This window comes from Roseomonas sp. F4 (assembly GCF_053891155.1).
This window is the reverse complement of the sequence record NZ_JBSSHK010000003.1, coordinates 336,977-358,752: the sequence shown is the minus strand read 5'-3', so window position 1 is coordinate 358,752 and position 21,776 is coordinate 336,977. Positions and strand designations below refer to the sequence as shown.

The following is a 21,776-nucleotide window of genomic DNA, read 5'->3' as shown; positions in this document are numbered from 1 at the left end:
GCTGAACATGTCCATCCTCGCGCAATTCGCCATCGGCCTGGTCTTTGGCCTCGGCCTCGTCATCGCCGGCATGTCAGACCCCGCGAAGGTGCTGAACTTCCTCGACCTTGCCGCGATCCAGACCGGCGGCTGGGACCCGAGCCTCGCCTTCGTGATGGCAGGCGCCATCGCCGTCACCTTCATCGGCTTCAAGCTGGTGCTGCGGCGCCCGCAGCCGATCTTCGGCGGCAAATTCCACCTGCCCCCGGCGACCGGGATCGATGCGCGCATCGTCGTCGGCCCCGCCATCTTCGGCCTGGGCTGGGGGCTCGCCGGCTTCTGCCCCGGCCCGGCCTTTACGGCGCTGACCACGGGCGGCAGCGCGGCGCTGATCTTCGTCGCGGCCATGCTGGCCGGAATGGTGGGCGCGCGCTGGCTCGCGAGCCGCCCAGCCACGTTTACACCAGCCACCCCACGCGGCTGACGAACGGGACGCCCGCTTTCTCACCCCCCTGCACGGAAGGGGGCATCAACGCCTGGCGTCCCTCAGGCCGCCTTCGCCGCGGCCCGGGCCATCAGCTTCTCTTCCTCGGTCCAGACCTTGCGCTCGCGCTTTTCCTGCGGCTTGACCTCCTTGACCGGCCCGCCGCCCAGCACGGGCGGGCGCTTGGTCGAATGCCGCGCCGCTTCCGAATGCCAGGGGTGATCCGCCTGCACGGTCAGGGGGCGGCCGATCTCCCGCTCCACATCCCGCAGCCAGGCGCGCTGCTCGGCATCACAGAGCGTGATGGCGAAGCCGCTGCGGCCCGCGCGGCCGGTACGGCCGATGCGGTGGACATAGCTTTCCGGCAGGCTCGGCAGGTCGTGGTTGAAGACATGGGTGACGGTATCGACGTCGATGCCGCGCGCGGCGATATCCGTGGCCACCAGCACCTGCACATTCGCGGCCCGAAAAGCCTCCAGCGCGCGTTCCCGCTGGCCCTGGGATTTGTTGCCGTGCAGCGCCTCGGCAGTGATGCCCGCCTCGGTGATGAAGGCGCAGACCTCGTTGGCGATGTTCTTCTGCAGGGTGAAGACCACCGCCTGGCCCATCCCCGGCTCGCGCAGCAGCGCCAGCAGCGCCGCCTTCTTGTCCGCCGCATCGACGAACATGACCGATTGCTCGATCCGGTCGACGGTGGTCGAAGGTGGGGCGATCTCGACCTTCAGCGGATCGCGCAGCAGGCTCTCGGCCAGCGCGGCGATGGTCTTGGGCATGGTGGCGGAAAACAGCAGCGTGTGCCGATCCTTCGGCAGCGTCGCGACGATGCGTTCGATCGGCTTGGCGAAGCCCATGTCGAGCATCTGGTCCGCCTCATCCAGCACCAGCGCCTCCAACCGCGACAGGTCGCACAGGCCCTGCTCCATCAGGTCCAGCAGCCGCCCCGGCGCCGCGACGATGATATCGACACCGGGCTTGAGCGCATTGACCTGATGGACCTGGCTGACGCCGCCGAAGATCGTGGTCACGCTGAGCGGCAGATGGCGCCCAAAACTCGCAAAACCGTCCGCGATCTGGGAGACCAGCTCGCGCGTCGGCGCCAGCACCAGGACGCGGGCGCCACCCTGCGGCGCGGGCCGCGGCGTCGCGGCCAAGCGATGCAGCAGCGGCAGCGCGAAGGCGGCGGTCTTGCCGGTGCCGGTCTGCGCCATGCCCAGCAGGTCGCGGCCCTCCAGCAGCAGCGGGATCGACTGGGCCTGGATCGGGGTGGGGGTGGCGTAGCCTGCCTCGCCCAGCGCGCGCAGCAGCGGCGGCGCGAGGGACAGGTCGGCGAAGGTCATGGACATGGTCAAGCGGCGCCTCCGGCGCTCGAAAAGGCTGCGCCGGTTGAGGCTTCGCGTGTTGGGAAGGCGCGCCTTTACGGGCGATGCTGCACTGCGTCAACGCCGAAGGCCGGGGGGCTGCCCCGCGCGCCCCACCTACGCCTGCTTGCGGTCGATCAGCCCCTTACGGATCTTCCGGCCGCGCTGGATGCGGTCCTCGATGAACCCCGCCTCGCCCCAGCGCACGGCGCGGCCCAGCGCCTGGGCGTCTTCGGTGAAGCGGGCAAGCATTTCCAGCAGCGCCTCCCGGTTGTTCAGGAAGACGTCGCGCCACATGGTGGGGTCGCTGGCGGCGATGCGGGTGAAATCCCGGAAGCCGGAGGCGGCGAATTTCAGCACCTGCTCCTTCGTCTCCTCCGCCAGGTCATCGGCGGTGGAGCAGATGGTGAAGGCCAGCAGATGCGGCAGGTGGCTGACGATGGCCACCACCTTGTCATGCGTCGCCGGGTCCATGGTCTCGATCATGCTGCCGCAGCGGCGCCACAGCTCCCGCACCTTCTCGACCGCCTCTGGGTCGGTTTCCGGCAGCGGGGTCAGGATGGTGTAGCGGCCCTGGAACAGCTCCGGGAAGCCGGCATCGGGGCCGGAGAATTCGGTGCCCGCCATGGGATGCGCCGGCACCAGATGCACGCCCGGCGGCAGCAGCGGGCCGAGGTCCCGCAGCACGCTCATCTTGGTGGAGCCGACATCGGTGACGATGGCGCCCGGCTTCAGATGCGGCGCCACCTGCGCCATCACCGCCGCATTGGCGCCGACCGGCACGCAGAACACCACGCAATCGGCACCCTCCACCGCCTTGGCGGCATCGGCCTCTACCACATCGGCGATGCCGAGTTCCCGCACCCGGTCCAGCGTCGCCGGAGTCTTGGCATGGGCCACCACGGTCCGGGCCAGGTCGCCGCGCTGCTGCGCGACGCGGGCGATGGAGGAGCCGATCAGGCCAACGCCCAGCAGGCAGAGCCGGTCAAAAAGTGGCTCAGCCATTCTTGCTGAACGCGGTCAGCGCCTCGATCACCATCTGGCATTCCTCGACATTGCCGATGGTGATGCGCAGGCAGGCCGGCAGGCCGTAGCCGCCCATGGCGCGCACGATCAGCCCGCGCCCGCGCAGATGCGCATCCGCCGCCTTCGCCCGCTCCGCCCCACCGAAATCGACCAGCAGGAAATTGCCCTCGCTCGGCCAGACCTTCAGCCCGGCCGCTTCCAGTGCCGCCGCCACCTTGCCCCGCCATTCGGTGTTGTGGGCGACGGAGGCCTCGATCCAGCCCGGCTCCGCCAGCGCCGCGATGCCGGCCGCCATGGCGGAGGCATTCACATTGAACGGCCCGCGCACCCGCGCCAGCACATCCACGATGGCCGGCGGCGCATAGGCCCAGCCCAGCCGCATGCCGCCCAGGCCGTAGATCTTGCTGAAGGTGCGGGTCATCACGGTGTTCGGGCTGGCATCCACCAGGCGCTGGCCCGGGTCGTAATCCGGCCGCCTCACATATTCCGCATAGGCGCTGTCCAGCACCAGCAGCACATCCTCCCGCAGCTGGCGCCGCAGGCGATCCACCTCGGACTGGGCCAGGATGCTGCCGGTTGGGTTGTTCGGATTGGCGAGGAACATCAGCCGGGTGCGCGGGCCGACCGCCGCCAGCAGCCCGTCCACATCCGCCGTCAGGTTCTTCTCCGGCACCTTGATGATCTGGCAGCCGGCCCAGCGGCCGGTGATGTCGTACATCATGAAGCCATGGGCGGACATCACCAGCTCCGTCCCCTCCCCGCCATAGGCGAGGATCAGCAGGGCCAGCAGCTCGTCCGATCCATTGCCGCAGACGATCCGCGCCGGGTCCAGGCCGAAGCGCGCGCCGATCGCCTCCCGCAGCGCCGCGGCGCCGCCATCGGGGTAGCGATGTGCCTCCCGCGCCCCGGCCGCGATGGCGGCGATGGCGCCGGGCGGCGGGCCGAAGGCGCCCTCATTGGAGGAGAGCTTGATGATCCGGTTCACCCCCGGCACTTTCGATTCGCCACCGACATAGGGTTCCACCGAAAGGATGGACGGGCGCGGCATGACGGTCATGGCGGGGGATCCGGCTGAAAACAGGTATGGCTGAATAGACGCCACATCGCCTCGCGCCAAGCTTAGGGGGCCAAGGTTGCCCGCCGGGAAGACCCGCCCTATCTCTTGCCCCGCGCAACACCCCCGGGACCCATGAACGAGGCCCTCGCCCGCACGCCGCAGATCGACCACCAGCGCGCCATCTTCCCGGAAGGCCTGGCGCTGGATTCCGGGGCGGTGATCGCGCCCCTGGCCGTGGCCTATCGCAGCTATGGCAAGCTGAACGCCCAGCGCAGCAACGCCATCCTGGTCTGCCACGCGCTGACCGGCGACCAGTACGTTGCCGAGCGCCACCCCATCACCGGCAAGCCGGGGTGGTGGGAGGCGGTGGTCGGACCCGGCAAGCCGGTGGATACCGACCGCTTCTTCGTCATCTGCGCCAATGTGCTGGGCGGCTGCATGGGCTCCTCCGGCCCCGCCGAGCTGATGCCGTCCCAGACGGAGCCGACGCCTGGCGCCAGCCGGCCCTACGGCACCGATTTCCCCTCCATCACCATCCGCGACATGGTCCGCGCCCAGAAGCTGCTGGTGGACCATCTCGGCATCCCGCGCCTGCTGGCCGTGGTTGGCGGGTCGATGGGCGGGATGCAGGTGCTGGAATGGGCCGCGACCTATCCGGAGATGGTGGTGGCCGCCGCCCCCATCGCCTGCGCCGCCTATCACTCCGCCCAGAACATCGCCTTCCATGAGGTCGGCCGCGCCGCCATCCATGGCGACCCCGACTGGCTGGGCGGCCGCTACTGGGAGGATGGGCGCATCCCTGCCAAGGGCCTGTCGGTGGCCCGGATGGTCGCCCACATCACCTATCTGTCGGAGGCCGCACTCGGCCGAAAGTTCGGCCGCCGGCTGCGCGGCGCCTCCGCCCTGACCTTCCTCGAGGATGTGTTCGAGGTGGAAAGCTACCTGCGCTACCAGGGCAGCACCTTCGTCCACCGCTTCGACGCCAACAGCTACCTGACCATCACCCGCGCCATGGATTATTTCGACCTGGCCTCGGAGCATGGTGGCGACCTGCCGGCGGCCTTCCGTGGCACCAGCACCCGCTTCCTCGTCGCCTCCTTCAGCAGCGACTGGCTGTTCCCGACCGAGGAATCCCGGGCGCTGGTCCGTGCGCTGAACGCGGCGGCGGCCAATACCTCCTTCGTCGAGATCGCCACCGACAAGGGCCATGACGCGTTCCTGCTGGACGAACCGGTCTTCCACCGGGCGCTTGGCGGCTTTCTGCGCGGGGCGGCGGAACGGGTGGGCGTCTGACAACGGCGGCACCCCTCCGTCGCATCTCCCTCTGTTCATCGGCCATAAGTCTGACCTATAAACCCAACTGACATCTCCGGCAGAGACCGGCGAGGAGGGTGGATGCGGATCCGGACTACTGGCCTGGCGGCGCCGCGGGCCTCATCGTGATGGGCGTGACGGCTCCCCAGACGATCGCCCAGAAGATCATCGCCGCGCATTGCGGGCGGGATCACGTCGAGGTCGGCGAATACGTCACCGTCACCCCCGACTACACCGCCTGCCAGGAGCTGTTCTGGCCCGGCCATAAGCGCAATCTGGAGCGCATCGGCGTCGACCGCATTCCCCGCCCGGACAAAGCGGTGATGGTGATCGACCACTCCACCTCCGCCGCCATGGGCTCCCACCACCACGAAACGCACCGCACGCTGCGCGACTGGTGCGCGCAGCAGGGCATCGAGAATTTCTTCGGCCCCGGCAACGGCCTGCGTCACCTGGTGCTGACGGAACGCGGCTTCGCCCGGCCCGGCACGCTGATTTTTTCGGATGAGGGCAACATCGCCTCCATCGGCGCGCTGGGCGCGCTGAACCTGCCGATCTCGACGGAGGTGATCGTTGCCATCATCCAGGATGGCAACTGGATCGCCGTGCCCCCCTCCGCCCGCATCACCCTGACCGGGCAGCTGGGCTTTGGCGTGACGGCGCGGGACGTGATCCAGACCATCCTGCGCGACTGCGCCGGCGATGGCCGGCTGCTGCAATGCTGCGTGGAATTCGATGGGCCGGGGCTCGCCACGCTCAGCCTGGACGACTGGCAGACGCTGCTCGCCTCGCTGTTCCATTCCGGCGCCTATACCGGGATCATGACCCCCGACGACCGCGTGCTGGATTACGTCCGCGCGCGGGATGCGGGCCGGCCCTGGCAGGTGGTGCGGGCCGATCCGGGCGCCGTCTATATGACGGAGCTGACCTACGACCTCTCGGCCATCACGCCGATGGTCACGCTGCCGCCGGATGCGCATGGCGCGGTGCCGGTGGCGCAGGCGGAAGGCCAGCGCATCGACCAGGCCACCATCGGCTTCTGCTCCAACGGCCGGCTGGACGACCTGCGGGAGGCGGCGCGGCTGCTGCGTGGCCGCAAGGTCGCGTCGCATGTCACGCTCTACGTCACGCCCGGCAGCCGCGGCGTCTATGTGGAGGCGGCGAAGGAAGGGCTGCTGGGGGATCTGGCGGAAGCCGGCGCCACCATCCTCGCCCCGGGCTGCACCACCTGCTGGGGCTATCAGGGCGTGCTGAACGCGAATGAGGTGCTGATCTCCACCCAGCAGTTCAACTATCAGGGCCGCAATGGCGACCGCACCTCCCGCGTCTTCCTGGCGGGGCCCGCGGTGGTCGCGGCCTCGGCCATTGCCGGTCGCATCACCGATCCCCGGCCGATGCTGGCGGAGGCTGCGCCATGACCGCCCCCACCGGCCGCGTCTGGAAATTCGGCGACGACGTGCATGGCGATGACGGCATCATCGAGTTCGCCATCATCCGCGACAGTTTCGGCAAGGAATTCGACGAGGACGCGCTGCGCGCCATGTGCTTCCGCCGGCTTCGCCCGGAATTCCCGGCCGAGGTGCGCAAGGGCGATATCGTGGTCGGTGGCCGCAACTTCGCGCATCACAACCATGTCGAGGTCAGTGTCGCCATGCGCGCCTCCGGCATCGCCGTGGTGGTGGTGGAATCCTGCGATTCCGGCTTCCTGCGCCGCGCGCTGAACCACGGCCTGCCGGTGATGATCTGCCCCGGCATCCATGCCAGTGTCGAGGACGGCGAGGTGATCTCCGCCGATCCCGCGACGGGCCTGGTGACGCTGCCCGATGGGCGCGCATTAACGGCGCGGCCGTTTTCCGAGCGCATGGTGCAGATATGGCAGGCGGGCGGCTCGATCCCGCTTCTGGAACGCGAATTCGCCGCGCGCCGCGCGGCGCAGGTTTGAGGGAGGTCGAACGAAGATGCTCACCCGTCGCAGCACGATCCTGGCCGGCGCCGCCCTGCTGGCCACGCCCGCCCTCGCACAGACCTTTCCCGACCGGCCGGTGCGCCTCGTCGTCGCCTATCCGCCCGGCGGCAATGTGGACTTCACCGCGCGGCTGCTGACGCCGGCGATGAGCCAGGCGCTCGGCCAGCAGGTGGTGGTGGACAACCGCGCCGGCGCCGGCGGGATCGTGGGGACGGAGGCCGTGGCCCGCGCGCGGCCGGATGGCCATACCATCCTGATCACCGGCACCGCCCCCGTCTCCATCTTCCCTGTGGCGATGGAGCGTCTGCCCTATGATCCGCTGCGGGATTTCGCGCCGATCGGCATGGCCTATCGCGTGCCGATCGTGATGATGGTCTCGAAGGACATGACCGCGCGCACGCTCGCCGATTTCGTCGCGCAGTCCAAGGCGACGCGCGGCGGCCTTTCGGCGGGCACCGCCGGCATCGGTTCCGGTGCGCATCTGGCCATCGAATTGTTCAACGCCGGCACGGATGCCGGGCTTGTGCATGTGCCCTATCGCGGCACCGGCCCGGCGCTGAACGACCTGATCGCCGGCACCATCCCGGTGGTGTTCGACCAGTTGTCGAGCGCCCTGCCGCTGCATGCCGATGGCCGCGCGCGCATCCTGGGCATTGCCTCCGCCACCCGTTCCCCCTTGATCCCGGATGTGCAGACGCTGCGCGAGGCCGGGATGGTGGAGGCGGAGTTGAGCACCACGCTCGGCTTTCTCGCCCCCGCCGGCACACCGGCTGAGGTGGTGGAGAAGCTGCGCGCCGCGCTCGCCACCGCCCTGTCGGATGCCACCGTGCGCCAGCGCCTGATGAGCCTGGGCGCGGAGATCCCGGCGGAGATCACGCCGGCACGCTATGGCGCCGTGGTGCGGGAGGAGCTGGACATCTACCGGCGCGCCGTGCGGCTGGGCAATGTGAAGCTCGAATAGCGCCCGCTTTCTACGGCCCTGGGCGCGCGCTCAGGGCCGGACGAAGGGGGTGATCTGGCCCGCCGCCGCCAACTCCGCCACCGTGCCGTACAGCACCCGGTCCGGCCGGTACCGGAACATCATGAAATCCGCCCGCGGCTTGCTGCCATAGTCGGTCCTGAACTTGGTCCAGAAATCGGCGCAGTCGGTCTTCATGATGAATTCGCCATGGTTGGGATCGTAGAGCAGGACGACCCCCTGCTTGGCGAAGTACAACACCCCCAGCGCATGGATCATGCTGCCATCGGGCGCCATGATGCGCCCGGCGCGCAGCGACATGCCCTGGCGGGTGATGAACAGGAAATAGGCGGGATTGGCCTCCGCCGCCGGGGCGGCCCTGATCCGCGTATCCGGATCGGCGGCATTGACCCAGTCCTTCCATCTGGGACTGGTCGGAAAGAAGCGGCCCTGACCCTGGTTGAGCGACTGGTCGGTGAAGAAGGCGCTGTAGACGGTGGCGGAGGAAATCACGTCATCCAGGGCGCAGAGTTGCACACAGGTGCGGTTACGCGCATGGCGTGTCGCCAAGCCCGAATGACTGGCGATTTCCGTCATCCGGGCGGTGCAGCGCGTCGCGTTGATGGCGATGCCGGCGGGCGTGGCGGCTTCTGCCACCAACAGCTTCAGCCAATCGAAGACCAGCGTCAGGCAAAGGCCCGTGGACCCTGGCGGCAACACCACCGCGGACTTTCCCAGCAGCCCATAGGGCATGACCCTGGCCTCTCCCGCTCACCGCCTGATGCGGTTTCGGGAAGCATGATCCGGTCCCCTGCTTACAGCAATATTTTTCGAATCCAGTACGAATGGACCGGACCTCAGGCCGCCGCGTTGTTCTGCGCGGTGGCGCTGACGATGCGGCCATCCTCCATCGCCACCACCCGGTCGGCGATATCCAGGATGCGCGGGTCGTGCGTCACCAGCAGGATCGGCACGCCGCGCGACTTCGCCAGGTTGCGCAGAAGCTGCACCACCTCATGCCCGCTGGCCTTGTCGAGCGCCGCGGTGGGCTCGTCCGCCAACACCAGGCCAGGCTCCCCCGCCAGGGCGCGGGCGACGGAGACACGCTGGCGCTGGCCGCCTGAAAGCTGGGCCGGCAGCTTGTCCAGATGGTCGGCCAGCCCGACCAGGGTCAGCAGCTCCGCCGCGCGATCCAGCCGCTGGCGGTCCGACATCCCCGCCTCCAGCTCCAGCGCCATCGCCACGTTCTGACGCGCGGTCAGGAAGCCCAGCAGGTTGTGGCTCTGGAAGATGAAGCCGATGCGCCGGCGCAGCCGCACCCGCGCCGCCTCCCCGGCCTCGCGCAGCTCCTGCCCCAGCACGCGGGCGCTGCCCTCCTGCATACCGCGCAGCGCGCCGATCAGCGTCAGCAACGTGGTCTTGCCGCTGCCGGAGGGGCCGGTCAGCAGCACGATCTCCCCGGGCGCCACCGTCAGACCCACGTCGCGCAGCACCGCCTTGCGCAACTCGCCCTCGCCATAGGCGAAGGTGATGCCGCGCAGTTCCACGGGGGCTTCCACGGGGCCCATCAGAACATGTCCGCCGGATTGGCGTCCCGCAGCTTGCGCATCGCCAGCAGCCCGGCCACCGCGCACATGGTGAAGATCATCAGGAAGACGGTGGTGGCGCGCGGCACATCCATGGCCAGCGGCAGGAAGGTGGCGCCGCCGACCAGGTCGTAGAGCAGGATGGACACCAGCATGCCCGGCACGAAGCCCCCCACCGCCAGGATCAGCGCCGCCCCCAGCACCACCTGGCCGAGATAGAAGTTGGAATAGCCCATGGCCTTCAGCGTCGCGTATTCCTTCAGATGCCCGGCGATGTCGCTGAACAGGATCTGGTAGACGATCACCATGCCGACGATCAGACCCATCAGGCTGCCGAAGGAGAAGATGAAGCCGATCGGCGTCGCCTCCTCCCAATAGGCACGCTCATGCGCGTCGAGCTGCGCCTGGGTCAGCACCATCACATCGGGCGGCAGGATCTCCTGCAAGCGGCGCTGCGTCGCCAGCACGTCGCTGCCTGGCCGCAGCCGGATGGCAACGAGGTCGATGGAGGACACCAGCCGCTCCTTCACCACGCGCCGGAAATTCACATCCGACAGCACCAGATTGCCATCCGCGCCGAAGGAGGGGCCGATCTCCACCAGCCCGACCACCTCCATGTCGCGATTGCCGACCTGCACGCCAAAGGGGCCGCGCTGCGCCAGGATGTCCGCCACAGGGCCGAATTCGGGGCGGGAACGGCCATCGAAGGCCACCGTATCCGGCCGGCGCAGCGCGCCGATCAGCGGGGTGAGGCCCGGAAAATCCATCACCCCCGCATCGGTGTCCACGCCGATCAGCTGGATGGTGCGGCGGCTGCCATCGGCCGGGTTCCGCCAGGTGCTCTGCGCTAGGTAGATCGGCACGGCGCGCTCCACCTCCGGCAGGGCCAGCGCCTGGAAGGTGCGGGCGCGGGGGAAGGGTTCGGGGCGGAAGCTGGCGGTGGTCAGCGGATGCATCAGGAAAAGGTCGCCGCGCATGGCGCCGATCAGCGCCGTGGCGCTGTCGAACAGCGCGGCGCGGAAGCCGAGCTGCATGAAGACCAGCACGCAGGCGAACATGACGCCGGCGATGGCGGAGGCCAGCCGCGCCTTCTCCGACCACAATTGCCGCCAGGCCAGCCGCAGCGCCAGCAGGCTCGCGGCGGCGAAGCCCGGCGGCTGGCGGGCGGGGAGGACAGCGGCGCTCACGGCTGGATCGCCACCTGGACCTGCATGTTGGACCGCCGCGCCAGCGCCGCGACGCCGGCGGCATCCAGGGCGAGCCGCACCTCCACCGTTCGCGCATCCACCGCCGCCACCGGATCGGTGCTCGCCTGGGTGGTGCGGCGCACCTGCCAGCCGATCTCCCGCAGCGTCGCGGCGAAGCGGCGCGGCTCGCCGGGCACCAGGATTTCCGCGGCGGCGCCGGGGCGCAGGCGGGGCAGGTCGGTCTCGAAGACATCGGCGACGACATCCATCGCCGTCAGATCTGCCATCTCCAGCACGCCGTCGCTGCTCACCGCCTCCCCGGCCCGGGCGAGAATCCGCAGCACGGTGCCGTCGATCGGGGCGCGCAGCCGGGCCAGGGCGGCTTCCGCCTGGGCGCGGGCCAAAGCGGCCGAGGCGGCGGCGTATTCAGCCTCGGCCAAGGTGAGGTCCTCGGGGCGCGGGCCGAGCAGGCTTTCCAGCGCAGCCTCCGCCTCCGCCCGCTCGGCGCGGGCGCGGTTGGCGGCGAAGCGATTGCGCTCCGCGGTCGCCTCGGCGCCGGCACCGCTGCGCTCCAATCGCTCCGCCCGCTCGGCCTCGCGCCTTGCGCTGGCCTCGGCGTTGCGCAGGGCCTCAACGCGGGCGCGCTGGGCCGTCACCTCCGATTCGCGGCCGCCGGCACGGGTACGGGCCAGCCGCGCGGCCGCCTGGGCGAGCTGCGCCGCGGCCTGGGCCTGGGCCGCGTCCTTCAACCCCGCATCCTGGAATTCCGCCACCACCTGGCCGGCGCGGACCTGGCTGCCCTCCTCCACCAGCAGCCGGGCGATGCGCGGGCTTTCCTGCGCATTGCCGGGGGCGAGGCGGCGGATGCGCGAGGCCGGTTCCACCCGCCCCAGGGCGCCGACCCCGGCGGGGCCGGAAGGCGCCGCGGCGACCGGCGCTGGCGGCGCGGCGCCGCCACCCAGCGCCACATAGGCACCCCCGGCCACCACCAGCAGCAGGGCAAAGGTCAAAAGCTTGCCTCGGCGGGTCATCGGGCGGGTTCCAGCAGAAGGTCCAGGGCCTGGCGCACCGCGGCCAGCTCGGCCTCATCCATGCGGTAAAGGCCGAAGACATGCGACATGAACAGCCCATCCGTGGCGCACATGATCGCCTGGGCGGCGCCGGGTCGCAGCCCGTCCTGGGCCAGCGCCGTCCGCATCCGAGCGAAGACGTCGCGGATCGGGTCGAGCAGCGCGGGGTCGTGGTGGAAGGCGGCCAGGAAGACCGCCGCCGCGCGGTCCTGCAGCTCGCAGCCCGGCACCGCCGCGCCAAAGGCCCAGTCGAGCATGGCGCGGGCGGTGCGGCCCGGACCTTCGGGCTGGCTGGTCACCGCCGCCTCGAAATCCACCGCCATGGCTTCCGCCAGCCGGCCGAGCAGACCGGTGAGCAGCGCCTCCTTGGAGGCGAAATGGTACAGCAGCCCGCCCTTGGAAATGCCGGCATCGCGCGCCGCGGCTTCCAGCGTCAGGGCCGGCACGCCGCGCGCATGCACGATCGCCTCGGCGGCATCGAGGATGCGGGTGCGGGAATCGGGTTGGGAATCGACCATGCGGCTTTAGATGTACCGTCCGGACGGTAAGTCAACCGGCCAGACGGTACAGCGATCAGCCCTCGCTCGGCCGGACCCTCTAGCGGATCAGGCGCCCTCGGCCGGACCGTCTAGGATCAGGCGCCCTCGGCCGGGCGACGCCGCAGCACATCGACCGTCGCCTGCGCCGTGCTGGCGGCGAGTCCCAGGCGCTGCATGGCGAAATCGGCCATGCCGAGGGCGATCTCCCGCTCCCCCATCATCACCAGCCCGACTCCGGCCTCGGCCTCCAGCCAGACCGTCTCCGTGTCCGAATGGCTGCGCACCACGGTCTGGATATCGGGATTGGCCTGGCGGGCGAGGCGCAGCACCTCCCGCGCCTCCAGCGCGCCGGGCAGGGCCAGTACCAGGATGCGGGCGCGTTCGGGATGCGCGGCCTCCATCACCTCCGGCCGCGTAGCATCGCCCCAGATGGCGGGCACGCCTTCCGCCGCCAGCCGTTCGACCGCCGCGCGATCCTCCTCCATCACGATCAGCGGCAGGTGATGGCGGCGCAGCGCGCCGATGATGGTGGCGCCGACCCGGCCGGCGCCGACCACGATGGCGTGGTCGGTCAGCACCGGCCAGGGGACCGGCGGCGGGCGTGGGGCCGCAGCGGGCCTGCGGCCGGCAAGGCGACGTTCCAGGCCCGGCGCCAGCGCTTCCGCCGCCTTCAGCAGCAGGGGGGTGGCGATGATGCTGCCGATCGCGGCCATCAGCACCGGGCCGCGCACCGCCTCCGGCAGCAGGCCCTGGCGGATCGAGACCTCGGTCAGCAGGAAGGAGAATTCGCCGATCTGCGCCAGCCCCGCCGCGACCAGCAGGGCGATGCGCGGCGGCACCCGGAAGGCCAGTAGCAGCGCCAGGACGGAGCCGCCGATCACCAGGATAACGGAGGCCGTGGCCGCCAGCGCGGCCAAAGGCTGGTCCGCCACCTGGGTCAGGTCCAGCAGCAGCCCGACCGAGACGAAGAAGATGGCGGAGAAGATGCGCGTCAGCGGTGTGGCTTCCGCCGCCGCCTGATGGCCCACATCACTCTCCCCCAGCAGCACCCCGGCGAAGAAGGCGCCGAGGGCGAAGGACACGCCGAACAGGGAGGAGGCCAGCACCGCCACCCCCAGCGCCGCCGCCAGCACGGCCAGGGTGAACAATTCGCGGGACCCGGTCCGCGCCACCCATTGCAGCGCCCAGGGCAGCACCCGCCGCCCGACCAGCGCCATCAGCAGCACGAAGGCGGCGAGCGACAGTGCCGCCTGGCCGAGCCCCGCCAGCATCGCCACAGCCCCGGCGCCCACGCCGCCGGCCAACGCCGGCAGCAGCACCAAGGCGAAGACCACGACCAGGTCCTGCATCACCAGCCAGCCGAGCGCCAGCCGCCCGACCGGCCCGCCGAGCTTGCCGCGTTCCTCCAGCGATTTGGTGGCGACGGCGGTGGAGGAGATGGCCAATGCCAGGCCGAAGGCCAGGGCCGGCGCAGGTGCCAAGTCCAGCAGCCCGATGCCCACCAGCGCCCCCGCGCCCAGCGCGATGCCGATCTGCGCCACCGCCCCCGGCACCGCCACGCGCCAGACCGCCAGCAGGTCGGCGGGGCGGAAATGCAGGCCGATGCTGAACAGCAGCAGCGCCACGCCGACCTCCGCCATGGCGGAAACCATGCCGCGCTCGGCCACCGCCCCGGGCAGATAGGGCGCGATCAGCACGCCGGCGGCGATATAGCCGATCAGCGCCGGCAGCCGCAGCATGCGGGCGCCGGTACCAAAAATGAAGGCGAGCAGGATGCAGGCGACGATGGTCGCCAGCATGGGGTCTGGTCCGTGCGGCATGGCAACAGCATGCCGCGCCGCCGAAGCGTCGGATAGGGTGTCGCACCCCCGTTGTCGCCACGGCGGTGCCTTGCCAACATGCCGGCGATGCGCGCCCCCGACCCCCATGAACTCGCCTTCTCCCGCGGCACCATGCTCGCCTGGGACACCCCTGCCTCGCGCCCCGACGCGCCGGCGCTGCTGCTGCTGCACGGCGCATCCTGCGGCGCCTGGGTCTGGGCGGAGGGATTTGCGGGACGCCTGGCGGCCGCCGGCCATGCGGTCTTCGCCCCCGGCTTCAACCCGGGACCGCCTCAGGCGCCGGCCAGCCTGGCCGATTACGTGGCGGATGCCCGCGCCGCCTTGGCCGCGCTGCGGCGGCGCGTGGTGGTCATCGGCCATTCCCTCGGCGGGTTGGTGGCGCAGCGAATGCTGGATGCGCCCGAAGTCGCGGGCATGGCCCTGCTGGCGCCGGCGCCGCCGGAGGGGCTGGCCTGGGCCAATTGGCGCCTCGCCATGGCCGACCCGCCGCTGTGGCGCGCCGTGGCCCGGATGACGGAACCCGGCCCCGCCGATGCCGCGCCGCTGCGCCGCGCCTTCTTCGGCCCCGGCATGCCCGACGCGCTGGCGCAGAGCCATCTGGCGCGGCTGCGGCCTGAAAGCCGGCTGGCGCTGCTGGAGGCGCAGGCGCCACAGCCGGTGCCCTGCGCCTGGGGGCTCGGCAAGCCCGCGGTGGTCTTCGGCGGCCGGCGCGACCCGCTGGTGCCGCCCGATACGGTGGTGCGCACCGCCACCTGGCACGCCGCGCCCTTCGCGCTGCTGGACGGCATGGGACATGCGATGATGCTCGATCTGGGCTGGGAAAGCCTGGCGGATCGGCTGGGCTATTGGCTGGAGGACACCTACAGGTGACGGAAACGGTGCTGGTGACCGGCGGCTCGGGCGGCATTGGCCGCGCCATCGCGCAGCGCGCGGCGGAAGCCGGCTGGCGGGTGGTGAACCTCGACCTGCGCGCGCCCGAAACCCCTTTGCCCATCGAGGATTTCTTCGAATGCGACTTCGCCGACCTGGCGATGACGCGGGATGTGCTGGCGCGGGTCGTGGCGGCGCATGGGCCGACGCGGCTGGTGAACAATGTGGGCGTGGTGAAGCCGGCCTCGCTGGAGGAAACCTCGGTCGAGGACCTCACCACGGTGATGGAGGTGAATCTCCGCAGCGCGGTGCTGGCGGCGCAGGCGCTGCTGCCGGCGATGCGCGCGGCGGGCTTTGGGCGCATCGTCAACATCGCCTCCCGCGCCGCCCTGGGGAAGGAATTGCGCAGCGCCTATGGCGCATCGAAGGCCGGTCTGATCGGGCTGGCCCGGACCTGGGCTCTGGAACTCGCCGCCGATGGTATCACGGTCAACGCCATCGGCCCGGGGCCCATCGCGACGGAATTGTTCAAGCGCGCCAATCCCGACAACAGCCCCCGCACCCGCGCGATCATCGAGGGCGTGCCGGTGAAACGCCTCGGCACGCCGGAGGATGTAGCCAATGGCGTGCAGTTCTTCCTGGATGCGCGCAGCGGCTTCGTCACCGGGCAGGTGCTGTATGTCTGCGGCGGGCTGACGGTGGGCCTCGCGCCGGTCTGAAGCGCCGCGCTTCACGTCCGGCGGAGCCACGCGGCGCCGGGCGCCATGCCGCGTTATCGCCACGAACGGCAGGACAAGGATGCGGCGATGCGGGTGGCGATGATGGCGGCGGCGCTATGCGCCCTGGGTGGCGTGGCGCTGGCGCAGCCGATGCAGGACCCAACCACGGGCCTGTCCGTCACGCCGCCACCGGACTACCAGGCCAGCTCCGCCCCGGCCCGCGCGCCCTATGCCGCGATCTTCCGGGTGCGCCGGCCGGCGGACAGGGACACGGGCTGCCAGGTGGCCTTCGCGGAGGCGCCGCAGAATGCCGGGCTGAGCCAGGCGCAGTTGAACGAGACCATGCAGGCCCCGGAATGGCGCGAAACCGTGATCCGTACCATGTCCGCCCTCTATGACATCCAGCACCAGGAAACCTACCGGCAGGGGGATGTGGTGGGGCTGCTGATGGAGGGGATGATCCGCCCGCGCGACGGCATTCCCGCCCGCGCGCAGGAAATCCGCACCCTGTTCACCATTCTGGAAACCCCTCGCGGCCGCACCACCACCGTCTGCGTCGGCGAGGTGGACGGCTTCGCCGAGCGGCGGCCCGAATTCCTGGCCGTCGCGAAGGGCACCGAGCCGCCCCGCTGACCGGCCGCACGCGATCCCGGCGCGAGCCGGGCACCGGCTTGACAGCGGGCCGCCCGCGGTCCCTGATCCGGCCCATGATCCGCACCGCCACCTCTCGCCGGTATTACGCGCCGCTATCCTAGCGGCCGGGTGCGTCATGTTCCCTCAACCGCCTCGTCCCTGGCGGTTGATCCCAAGCAAGACCCGCCAGTCGTCGAAGCGCCCCTATGGAGTTCGCGTGATGACGGCCGCCTTGCCCCGCCCCACCCTTGGACTGATCGGCTTCGGCGCCTTCGGCCGGCTGATGGCCCGCCATCTGCGCCCCCATTGCGACCTGCTGGCGTATGACCAAGCGGCAGGGCTGGCGCCCGAGGAGGGCGTGACCTTCACCGATCTGGCGACCGCGGCCGCCTGCCCGATCGTGGTGCTGGCCGTGCCGGTGGATCGCTTCGAGACGGTGATCGCCGCGCTGCGCCCGCATCTGCGTGCCGGCACGGTGGTGGTCGATGTCGGCTCGGTGAAGGTGGTGCCGGCCCGGGCGATGCTGGCGGGGCTGCCAGCGGATGTGGAGATCGTCGGCACGCATCCGCTGTTCGGGCCGCAAAGCGCGCGGGACGGCATTGCCGGGCTGAAGCTCGCATTGTGTCCCATCCGCGGACGCGCCGCCTTCCGCATCGGCGCCTTCCTGCGTCACTGGCTGGGGCTTCGCGTGGTGTTGACGACGCCGGAGGCGCATGACCGCGACATGGCGGTGGCGCAGGGCCTGACGCATCTGATCGCCGCCGTGCTCGTGCGGATGGAGCCGCTGCCCCAGCGCATGACGACGAAAAGCTTCGACCTGCTGATGCAGGCGGTCGGCATGGTGCGGCACGACCCGCCCGGCGTCTTCGACGCCATCGAGCGCGCCAACCCCTATGCCGCCGAGGTGCGCACCCGCTTCCTGGAGCTGACCGCGGAGATGGGCCGGGCGCTGGAGCACCCGGCTTAATTCCAACGGCCCTATCGCGTGACCGCTCCGGGCCGCCCTCAAGCGCCGGGCGCCGTCTCCGGCGGCTTGGTTACGCGGCACATGCCGCGGCGCCCATTCGGGCGCTCGGACCGGTCAAGAGACCGGCCCGCCAGCATGAAGCTGACCCTGGTTCAGGCCAGCGCGGCCGTCTCTCGCCGGCTGCGCACGAAATTCCAGGCCAGGATGGGCACCGCGATCGCCGCGCCCACGGCCGTCATCGGGCCGCTGGGCGAGATGGTCAGCAGCGCCGCCGCCACCAGGCCGAGCTGGGAGCCGATGCCCATATGGGTGAAGGCATAGCCCGTCAGCCCGATGCCCAGCACCAGCACGCCGAGCGCGCAGGTGATGGTGACGAACAGGAAGCTGGCCAGGGTGAAGTCATCCACCATGATGAGCATCACCGGCGCATAGGCGAAGACGAAGGGCACGGTGGCCTTCGCCGCGCCCAGCCGGAAGGCGGTCAGCCCGGTGCGGAAGGGGTTCGAGCCCGCAATGCCCGCCGCCGCATAGGCGGCGACGCAGACCGGCGGCGTCAGATCCGCGAGAATGCCGTAGTAGAGAATGAACAGATGCGCGGCCAAGGGCGGCACGCCGAGCTGGATCACGGCCGGCGCCGCGATCGCCGCCAGCACGATGTACAGCGCCGTGGTCGGGATGCCGGCGCCCATGACGATGCAGATCACCGCCACGAAGACCAGAGTCAGGAACAGGGTCAGCCCGGCCAGGGTGCCGAAGGCCGGCGGCAGAATGTCGAAGATCGGCGCGAACCACTGCGCCGTGCTAGCCGCCGCCTGCGTCACGATGAAGCCGACGCGGAAGCCGGCGCCGGTCAGCGTCACCACGCCGACCACCATGCCCACCGCCGCCGCCGCCGCGCCCACCGCCAGAGCATAGCGCGCGCCCATGTCCAGCGCGTCCCACAGGTCGCGCAGGGTCAGCCGGTTGCGGGGATTCAGGAAGCCCACGATGACGCAGAGCGTGATGCCGACGAAGGCCGCGAGATAGGGCGTGTAGCCATCGACGATCACCCAGACCAGCGCCACCAGCGGGATCACGGTGGGCCAGCCATCGCGGATGGTCGGCCACAGCTTCGGAATCTCATGCGGCTCCATGCCGCGCAGGCCGAGGCGCTTGGCCTCGAAATGCACCTGCACGAAGACCCCCCAGAAATGCATCGCCGCCGGCACCGCCGCCGCGATCAGCAGCGTGGTCAGCGGGATCTCCAGGAACTCGATCATGACGAAGGCGGCAGCGCCCATGATCGGCGGGGTGATCTGCCCGCCCGCGCTGGCCGCGGCCTCGACCGCGCCCGCGAAATGCGGCTTGTAGCCCACCTTCTTCATCGCCGGGATGGTGAGCGATCCGGTGGTGACGGTATTGGCGATGGAGGACCCGCTGATGCTGCCGAACATGGCGGAAGACAGCACCGCGACCTTGGCCGGCCCGCCCGGGTAGCGCCCGGCGATGATGCTGGCCAGGTCGATGAAGAACTGGCCGAGGCCCATCCGCGTGGCGATCACGCCGAACAGCACGAAATGGAAGACGAAGGTGGCGACCACCTTGGCCGGAATGCCGAAGATGCCTTCCTGCGTCAGGTAGACATGGTTGACGAAGCCCGACCAGTCGGAGCCGGGATGCGCCAGCACGCCGGACAGGTGGTTGCCGAACAGGGCATAGAGGATGAACAGCACGACGATGCCGGGCAGGATCGCGCCCATCGATCGCCGCGTCGCCTCCAGCACCAGCACCACCATGATGGTGCCCATCACCACATCCGTCTGGCTCGGATTGCCGATGCGGAAGGTCAGGTCATCGAAGATCAGCGGCAGGTAGATGGTCGCCGCCGTCACCGCCGCGGCGAACAGCCAGTCCAGCACCGGCACGCCGCCGATGCGCGGGCCCACGGAGAGAAACCCGCCCGGAAACAGAAGAAAGATCAGGCTGAGCACGGCGGCCAGGTGGATCGCCTTGTGCCAGTGCTCGGTCAGGATGCCGAAGCCCGCCGTGTAGTAGTGGAAGACCGACAGGGCGACGAGCAGCACGGAGACCAGCCGGGCAGTCCATCCGGTCAGATCACGGAAGCGGAGCTCGCTGTCCACCTCCTTCTCCAGCCGCGCCGCGGCCTCCAGGTCGAGTTTGTTGGGCGCGGGGGAGCCGCTCATGGTCAGGGCCTCGGGTGGGGGAAGTGAAACAGTCCAGAATGCAGAACCCGGCCCGACGCTTTCGCGTGGGCCGGGCGGGGCAGGTTCAGCCGGCGCGGATCAGCGCAGGATGTTGTTCTCGCGGTAGTAGCGCTCGGCGCCCGGGTGGAAGGGCACCACGCCGCGGCCGGTCAGCGCGCCTTCCTTGACGATCTCGCGGCCCTTGGCATGGCCACGGTCCAACAACCCGCGCGTCGTGTCGGACCACAGCGCCTTGGTGATGGCATAGACCGTCGCCTCCGGCACGCTGTCGCGCACCGCCAGAACGGCGCCCACCGTGAGGGTCGGCACATCGGCCTCGAGACCCTCATAGGCGCCACGCGGGATGGTGCCGGTGCCGTAGAAGGGGGCGCGAGCGATGACCTTCTGCGCCTCCTCGCCCTGGATCGGCAGGATGCGGCAGCCGGCGCGGCTGCAGAATTCGGTGAAGGCGGCGGCCGGGTAGCCGACCACGGTGAAGGTCGCGTCCAGGCCGCGATCCTGCATCCGCTCCGTCCCCTGTGCCTGGTTCAGGAATTCCGCGGTGTATTCGCGGCCGGCGCGCAGGCCATTGGCCTCCAGGATCATCTCCGCGCCGATGCGCGCGCCGCTGGCCTGCAGGCCGATGGCAATGCGCTTGCCCTGAAGGTCGGAGAAGCCCCGGATGGCGCTGTCGCGGCGCACCACGGCGTGGATGTGTTCCGGGAACAGATGCGCCACGAAACGCAGCCGGTCGACCTTCGGGCGACCCTCGAACAGGCCGGTGCCGGTGTAGGACCAATGCGCGACGTCGGATTGGGTGAAGCCGGCCTCGGCATTGCCGGACTGGATCAGGTTGACGTTCTGGACGCTGCCCTGGGTGGCGACGGCCACGGCGACCATGCCGGGCACGCCATCGGTGGCGCCGGCGGTGTTGCAGGGCGCGCCCGGGGGGCAGGAGATCGCGTTCGCGATGATGCCGCCGATCGGGTAGTAGGTGCCGCCGGCCGAGCCGGTGCCGATGCGGAAGAATTGCGGCGCCTGGGCGACGGCAAGGCCCGGCGCCATGGCGGCGCCGACAGCGGCGAGGCCAAGGCCGCGCCGCGTCATGGAAAATTCGTTCATCTGCTTGTCCCCGTTTGGAATCGACCAGTGCCGGCCTAGCCTAATCAGGGAAAGGGCTTGGCGACAACCTTGCCACCCGGCGATCAGCCGGTGCGCCGCCGCCGCCTGGCCGTGGCCACCACCTCCACTGCCCCCGGCGCGGCCGGGCGGCTAACATCGGTGGCCTGGAAGCGGCGCTTGCCGCCGGCGATATGCTTCTCCCCGGCCGTGCGCGCCGCCTCGGCGTCACCGGCGGCGATGGCGGCCAGGATGGCGGCGTGCTCGGCATTGCTCTCGCGCATATTCTCCGGCTCCACCAAAGCGCGGCGGCGGAACAGGTGCAGCTCGTTGCCGAGGTCCTCATAGATGCGCAACCCGCGCGGGCCGCCGCCCTGGGCCAGCAGCGTGGCGTGGAATTCCAGGTTGGCGGCGTAATAAGCCGAGGCGGCATCCGCGGCCCAGGCCGCCTCCATCCGCCGCACCAGCGCGCCGAGCTGTTCGATCTGCGCCGGGGTGGCGCTGCCGGCGAGCCGGGCGCAGGCGAGGCCGGTCAGCACGGCGCGCAGGTCGTAGATCTCCAGCGCCTCCGTCGCGCTGACACTGCGCACATAGCTGCCCTGGTTGCGGACAGAGACCACCAGCCCGGATCGTTCCAGCCCCCGCACTGCTTCCCGTACCGGGCCGCGGGAGACGCCGAGGCGCAGCGCGAGTTGCTGTTCGTTCAGCCTTTCGCCAGCCGGCAGGCGGCCATCGAGGATCATCGCCTCGATCTCCTGCGAAACCAGGGAGGCGAGGGATCGGGTCCGCACGATCTCCAGGGCCGCGGCGCGCTTTTGGGACTCGTCCATGTTTGCAAGCTTGCCGGGGGCAAGTGCAGTTTGTCAACAGTTTGCGCAGGGCCCGGGTGGTGCTAGAAAACGCGCCCGAGAAGGAGAAAC

At 70.3% G+C, this 21,776-nt stretch carries 21 protein-coding genes; 9 read left to right on the top strand and 12 right to left on the bottom strand.

Features of this window, described 5'->3' with window-relative positions; translation table 11 throughout:
- The first annotated feature begins 7 nt into the window (after positions 1-7).
- Positions 8-463 carry a DUF6691 family protein gene (locus tag ACVFYP_RS13950; RefSeq protein ID WP_499200792.1) on the top strand — a complete coding sequence of 152 codons (456 nt, stop codon included), beginning with the start codon at positions 8-10 and terminating at the stop codon, positions 461-463.
- Between the two features lie 62 nt (positions 464-525).
- On the opposite strand, the gene ACVFYP_RS13945 is transcribed toward ACVFYP_RS13950, so the two are convergent.
- The 3 genes from ACVFYP_RS13945 to hisC all read right to left on the bottom strand — a co-directional run bounded on the left by ACVFYP_RS13945 (position 526) and on the right by hisC (position 3,904).
- The gene (locus ACVFYP_RS13945) at positions 526-1,806 is read right to left on the bottom strand and encodes a DEAD/DEAH box helicase (protein ID WP_499201274.1); all 1,281 of its coding nucleotides are present in this window, start codon (positions 1,804-1,806) and stop codon (positions 526-528) included.
- 132 nt (positions 1,807-1,938) lie between these two features.
- Entirely contained in the window at positions 1,939-2,826 is an 888-nt protein-coding gene (locus ACVFYP_RS13940) for a prephenate/arogenate dehydrogenase family protein (RefSeq protein ID WP_499200791.1), read from the bottom strand.
- Positions 2,819-3,904 carry a histidinol-phosphate transaminase gene (gene hisC, locus ACVFYP_RS13935; RefSeq protein ID WP_499200790.1) on the bottom strand — a complete coding sequence of 362 codons (1,086 nt, stop codon included), beginning with the start codon at positions 3,902-3,904 and terminating at the stop codon, positions 2,819-2,821. The genes ACVFYP_RS13940 and hisC overlap by 8 nt, the downstream gene beginning before the upstream one ends.
- A gap of 132 nt (positions 3,905-4,036) precedes the next feature.
- On the opposite strand from hisC, the gene metX reads away from it, so the two are divergent.
- The 4 genes from metX (at position 4,037) to ACVFYP_RS13915 (ending at position 8,145) form a co-directional block, all read left to right on the top strand.
- A complete protein-coding gene (gene metX, locus ACVFYP_RS13930; protein ID WP_499200789.1) occupies positions 4,037-5,197 on the top strand; it encodes a homoserine O-acetyltransferase MetX in 1,161 nt (386 codons plus the stop codon).
- 98 nt (positions 5,198-5,295) lie between these two features.
- Positions 5,296-6,636 (top strand): 3-isopropylmalate dehydratase large subunit, encoded by a 1,341-nt coding sequence (locus tag ACVFYP_RS13925; RefSeq protein ID WP_499200788.1) that lies wholly within the window; start codon positions 5,296-5,298, stop codon positions 6,634-6,636.
- A complete protein-coding gene (locus ACVFYP_RS13920) occupies positions 6,633-7,160 on the top strand; it encodes a 3-isopropylmalate dehydratase small subunit (protein ID WP_499200787.1) in 528 nt (175 codons plus the stop codon). Before ACVFYP_RS13925 ends, ACVFYP_RS13920 begins: the two co-directional genes overlap by 4 nt.
- Positions 7,161-7,176: 16 nt before the next feature.
- Positions 7,177-8,145 (top strand): Bug family tripartite tricarboxylate transporter substrate binding protein, encoded by a 969-nt coding sequence (locus ACVFYP_RS13915; protein WP_499200786.1) that lies wholly within the window; start codon positions 7,177-7,179, stop codon positions 8,143-8,145.
- 30 nt (positions 8,146-8,175) lie between these two features.
- On the opposite strand, the gene ACVFYP_RS13910 is transcribed toward ACVFYP_RS13915, so the two are convergent.
- The 6 genes from ACVFYP_RS13910 to ACVFYP_RS13885 all read right to left on the bottom strand — a co-directional run bounded on the left by ACVFYP_RS13910 (position 8,176) and on the right by ACVFYP_RS13885 (position 14,323).
- On the bottom strand, positions 8,176-8,895 hold the full coding sequence (locus ACVFYP_RS13910; RefSeq protein ID WP_499200785.1) for a hypothetical protein: 720 nt from the start codon (positions 8,893-8,895) through the stop codon (positions 8,176-8,178).
- A 104-nt stretch (positions 8,896-8,999) separates the two neighbouring features.
- Complete coding sequence (locus ACVFYP_RS13905; RefSeq protein WP_499200784.1) at positions 9,000-9,710, bottom strand: ATP-binding cassette domain-containing protein; 711 nt, start codon at positions 9,708-9,710, stop codon at positions 9,000-9,002.
- Positions 9,710-10,915 (bottom strand): ABC transporter permease DevC, encoded by a 1,206-nt coding sequence (gene devC, locus ACVFYP_RS13900; protein ID WP_499200783.1) that lies wholly within the window; start codon positions 10,913-10,915, stop codon positions 9,710-9,712. Before devC ends, ACVFYP_RS13905 begins: the two co-directional genes overlap by 1 nt.
- Positions 10,912-11,946 carry a hypothetical protein gene (locus tag ACVFYP_RS13895; RefSeq protein WP_499200782.1) on the bottom strand — a complete coding sequence of 345 codons (1,035 nt, stop codon included), beginning with the start codon at positions 11,944-11,946 and terminating at the stop codon, positions 10,912-10,914. Before ACVFYP_RS13895 ends, devC begins: the two co-directional genes overlap by 4 nt.
- Positions 11,943-12,503, bottom strand: coding sequence for a TetR/AcrR family transcriptional regulator (locus tag ACVFYP_RS13890; protein WP_499200781.1), 561 nt, complete (start codon positions 12,501-12,503; stop codon positions 11,943-11,945). The genes ACVFYP_RS13895 and ACVFYP_RS13890 overlap by 4 nt, the downstream gene beginning before the upstream one ends.
- Positions 12,504-12,619: 116 nt before the next feature.
- The gene (locus ACVFYP_RS13885) at positions 12,620-14,323 is read right to left on the bottom strand and encodes a cation:proton antiporter (protein ID WP_499200780.1); all 1,704 of its coding nucleotides are present in this window, start codon (positions 14,321-14,323) and stop codon (positions 12,620-12,622) included.
- Between the two features lie 99 nt (positions 14,324-14,422).
- On the opposite strand from ACVFYP_RS13885, the gene ACVFYP_RS13880 reads away from it, so the two are divergent.
- From ACVFYP_RS13880 to ACVFYP_RS13865, 4 genes are all read left to right on the top strand, one after another.
- Entirely contained in the window at positions 14,423-15,235 is an 813-nt protein-coding gene (locus ACVFYP_RS13880; RefSeq protein ID WP_499200779.1) for an alpha/beta hydrolase, read from the top strand.
- On the top strand, positions 15,232-15,954 hold the full coding sequence (locus tag ACVFYP_RS13875) for an SDR family oxidoreductase (RefSeq protein WP_499200778.1): 723 nt from the start codon (positions 15,232-15,234) through the stop codon (positions 15,952-15,954). Before ACVFYP_RS13880 ends, ACVFYP_RS13875 begins: the two co-directional genes overlap by 4 nt.
- Before the next feature lie 45 nt (positions 15,955-15,999).
- Positions 16,000-16,587 (top strand): hypothetical protein, encoded by a 588-nt coding sequence (locus tag ACVFYP_RS13870; protein WP_499200777.1) that lies wholly within the window; start codon positions 16,000-16,002, stop codon positions 16,585-16,587.
- 220 nt (positions 16,588-16,807) lie between these two features.
- Positions 16,808-17,554, top strand: a complete 747-nt coding sequence (locus ACVFYP_RS13865; RefSeq protein ID WP_499200776.1) for a prephenate dehydrogenase/arogenate dehydrogenase family protein — start codon at positions 16,808-16,810, stop codon at positions 17,552-17,554.
- Between the two features lie 152 nt (positions 17,555-17,706).
- Here the strand turns inward: ACVFYP_RS13865 and ACVFYP_RS13860 are convergent, their stop codons facing one another.
- From ACVFYP_RS13860 to ACVFYP_RS13850, 3 genes are all read right to left on the bottom strand, one after another.
- On the bottom strand, positions 17,707-19,737 hold the full coding sequence (locus ACVFYP_RS13860) for a TRAP transporter permease (protein WP_499200775.1): 2,031 nt from the start codon (positions 19,735-19,737) through the stop codon (positions 17,707-17,709).
- A 99-nt stretch (positions 19,738-19,836) separates the two neighbouring features.
- Positions 19,837-20,859, bottom strand: coding sequence for a TAXI family TRAP transporter solute-binding subunit (locus ACVFYP_RS13855; RefSeq protein ID WP_499200774.1), 1,023 nt, complete (start codon positions 20,857-20,859; stop codon positions 19,837-19,839).
- Positions 20,860-20,942: 83 nt separating this feature from the next.
- Positions 20,943-21,686 (bottom strand): FCD domain-containing protein, encoded by a 744-nt coding sequence (locus ACVFYP_RS13850; protein ID WP_499200773.1) that lies wholly within the window; start codon positions 21,684-21,686, stop codon positions 20,943-20,945.
- Between the last annotated feature and the right edge of the window lie 90 nt (positions 21,687-21,776).

What these genes read in the sequence shown, in the direction of transcription:
- ACVFYP_RS13950 (WP_499200792.1), top strand. Translation starts at nt 8, where the DNA reads ATGTCCATCCTCGCGCAATTCGCCATCGGCCTGGTCTTTGGCCTCGGC.
- ACVFYP_RS13945 (WP_499201274.1), bottom strand. Translation starts at nt 1,806, where the DNA reads ATGTCCATGACCTTCGCCGACCTGTCCCTCGCGCCGCCGCTGCTGCGC.
- ACVFYP_RS13940 (WP_499200791.1), bottom strand. Translation starts at nt 2,826, where the DNA reads ATGGCTGAGCCACTTTTTGACCGGCTCTGCCTGCTGGGCGTTGGCCTG.
- hisC (WP_499200790.1), bottom strand. Translation starts at nt 3,904, where the DNA reads ATGACCGTCATGCCGCGCCCGTCCATCCTTTCGGTGGAACCCTATGTC.
- metX (WP_499200789.1), top strand. Translation starts at nt 4,037, where the DNA reads ATGAACGAGGCCCTCGCCCGCACGCCGCAGATCGACCACCAGCGCGCC.
- ACVFYP_RS13920 (WP_499200787.1), top strand. Translation starts at nt 6,633, where the DNA reads ATGACCGCCCCCACCGGCCGCGTCTGGAAATTCGGCGACGACGTGCAT.
- ACVFYP_RS13915 (WP_499200786.1), top strand. Translation starts at nt 7,177, where the DNA reads ATGCTCACCCGTCGCAGCACGATCCTGGCCGGCGCCGCCCTGCTGGCC.
- ACVFYP_RS13910 (WP_499200785.1), bottom strand. Translation starts at nt 8,895, where the DNA reads ATGCCCTATGGGCTGCTGGGAAAGTCCGCGGTGGTGTTGCCGCCAGGG.
- ACVFYP_RS13905 (WP_499200784.1), bottom strand. Translation starts at nt 9,710, where the DNA reads ATGGGCCCCGTGGAAGCCCCCGTGGAACTGCGCGGCATCACCTTCGCC.
- ACVFYP_RS13895 (WP_499200782.1), bottom strand. Translation starts at nt 11,946, where the DNA reads ATGACCCGCCGAGGCAAGCTTTTGACCTTTGCCCTGCTGCTGGTGGTG.
- ACVFYP_RS13890 (WP_499200781.1), bottom strand. Translation starts at nt 12,503, where the DNA reads ATGGTCGATTCCCAACCCGATTCCCGCACCCGCATCCTCGATGCCGCC.
- ACVFYP_RS13885 (WP_499200780.1), bottom strand. Translation starts at nt 14,323, where the DNA reads ATGCTGGCGACCATCGTCGCCTGCATCCTGCTCGCCTTCATTTTTGGT.
- ACVFYP_RS13880 (WP_499200779.1), top strand. Translation starts at nt 14,423, where the DNA reads ATGCCGGCGATGCGCGCCCCCGACCCCCATGAACTCGCCTTCTCCCGC.
- ACVFYP_RS13870 (WP_499200777.1), top strand. Translation starts at nt 16,000, where the DNA reads ATGCCGCGTTATCGCCACGAACGGCAGGACAAGGATGCGGCGATGCGG.
- ACVFYP_RS13865 (WP_499200776.1), top strand. Translation starts at nt 16,808, where the DNA reads ATGACGGCCGCCTTGCCCCGCCCCACCCTTGGACTGATCGGCTTCGGC.
- ACVFYP_RS13860 (WP_499200775.1), bottom strand. Translation starts at nt 19,737, where the DNA reads ATGAGCGGCTCCCCCGCGCCCAACAAACTCGACCTGGAGGCCGCGGCG.
- ACVFYP_RS13855 (WP_499200774.1), bottom strand. Translation starts at nt 20,859, where the DNA reads ATGAACGAATTTTCCATGACGCGGCGCGGCCTTGGCCTCGCCGCTGTC.
- ACVFYP_RS13850 (WP_499200773.1), bottom strand. Translation starts at nt 21,686, where the DNA reads ATGGACGAGTCCCAAAAGCGCGCCGCGGCCCTGGAGATCGTGCGGACC.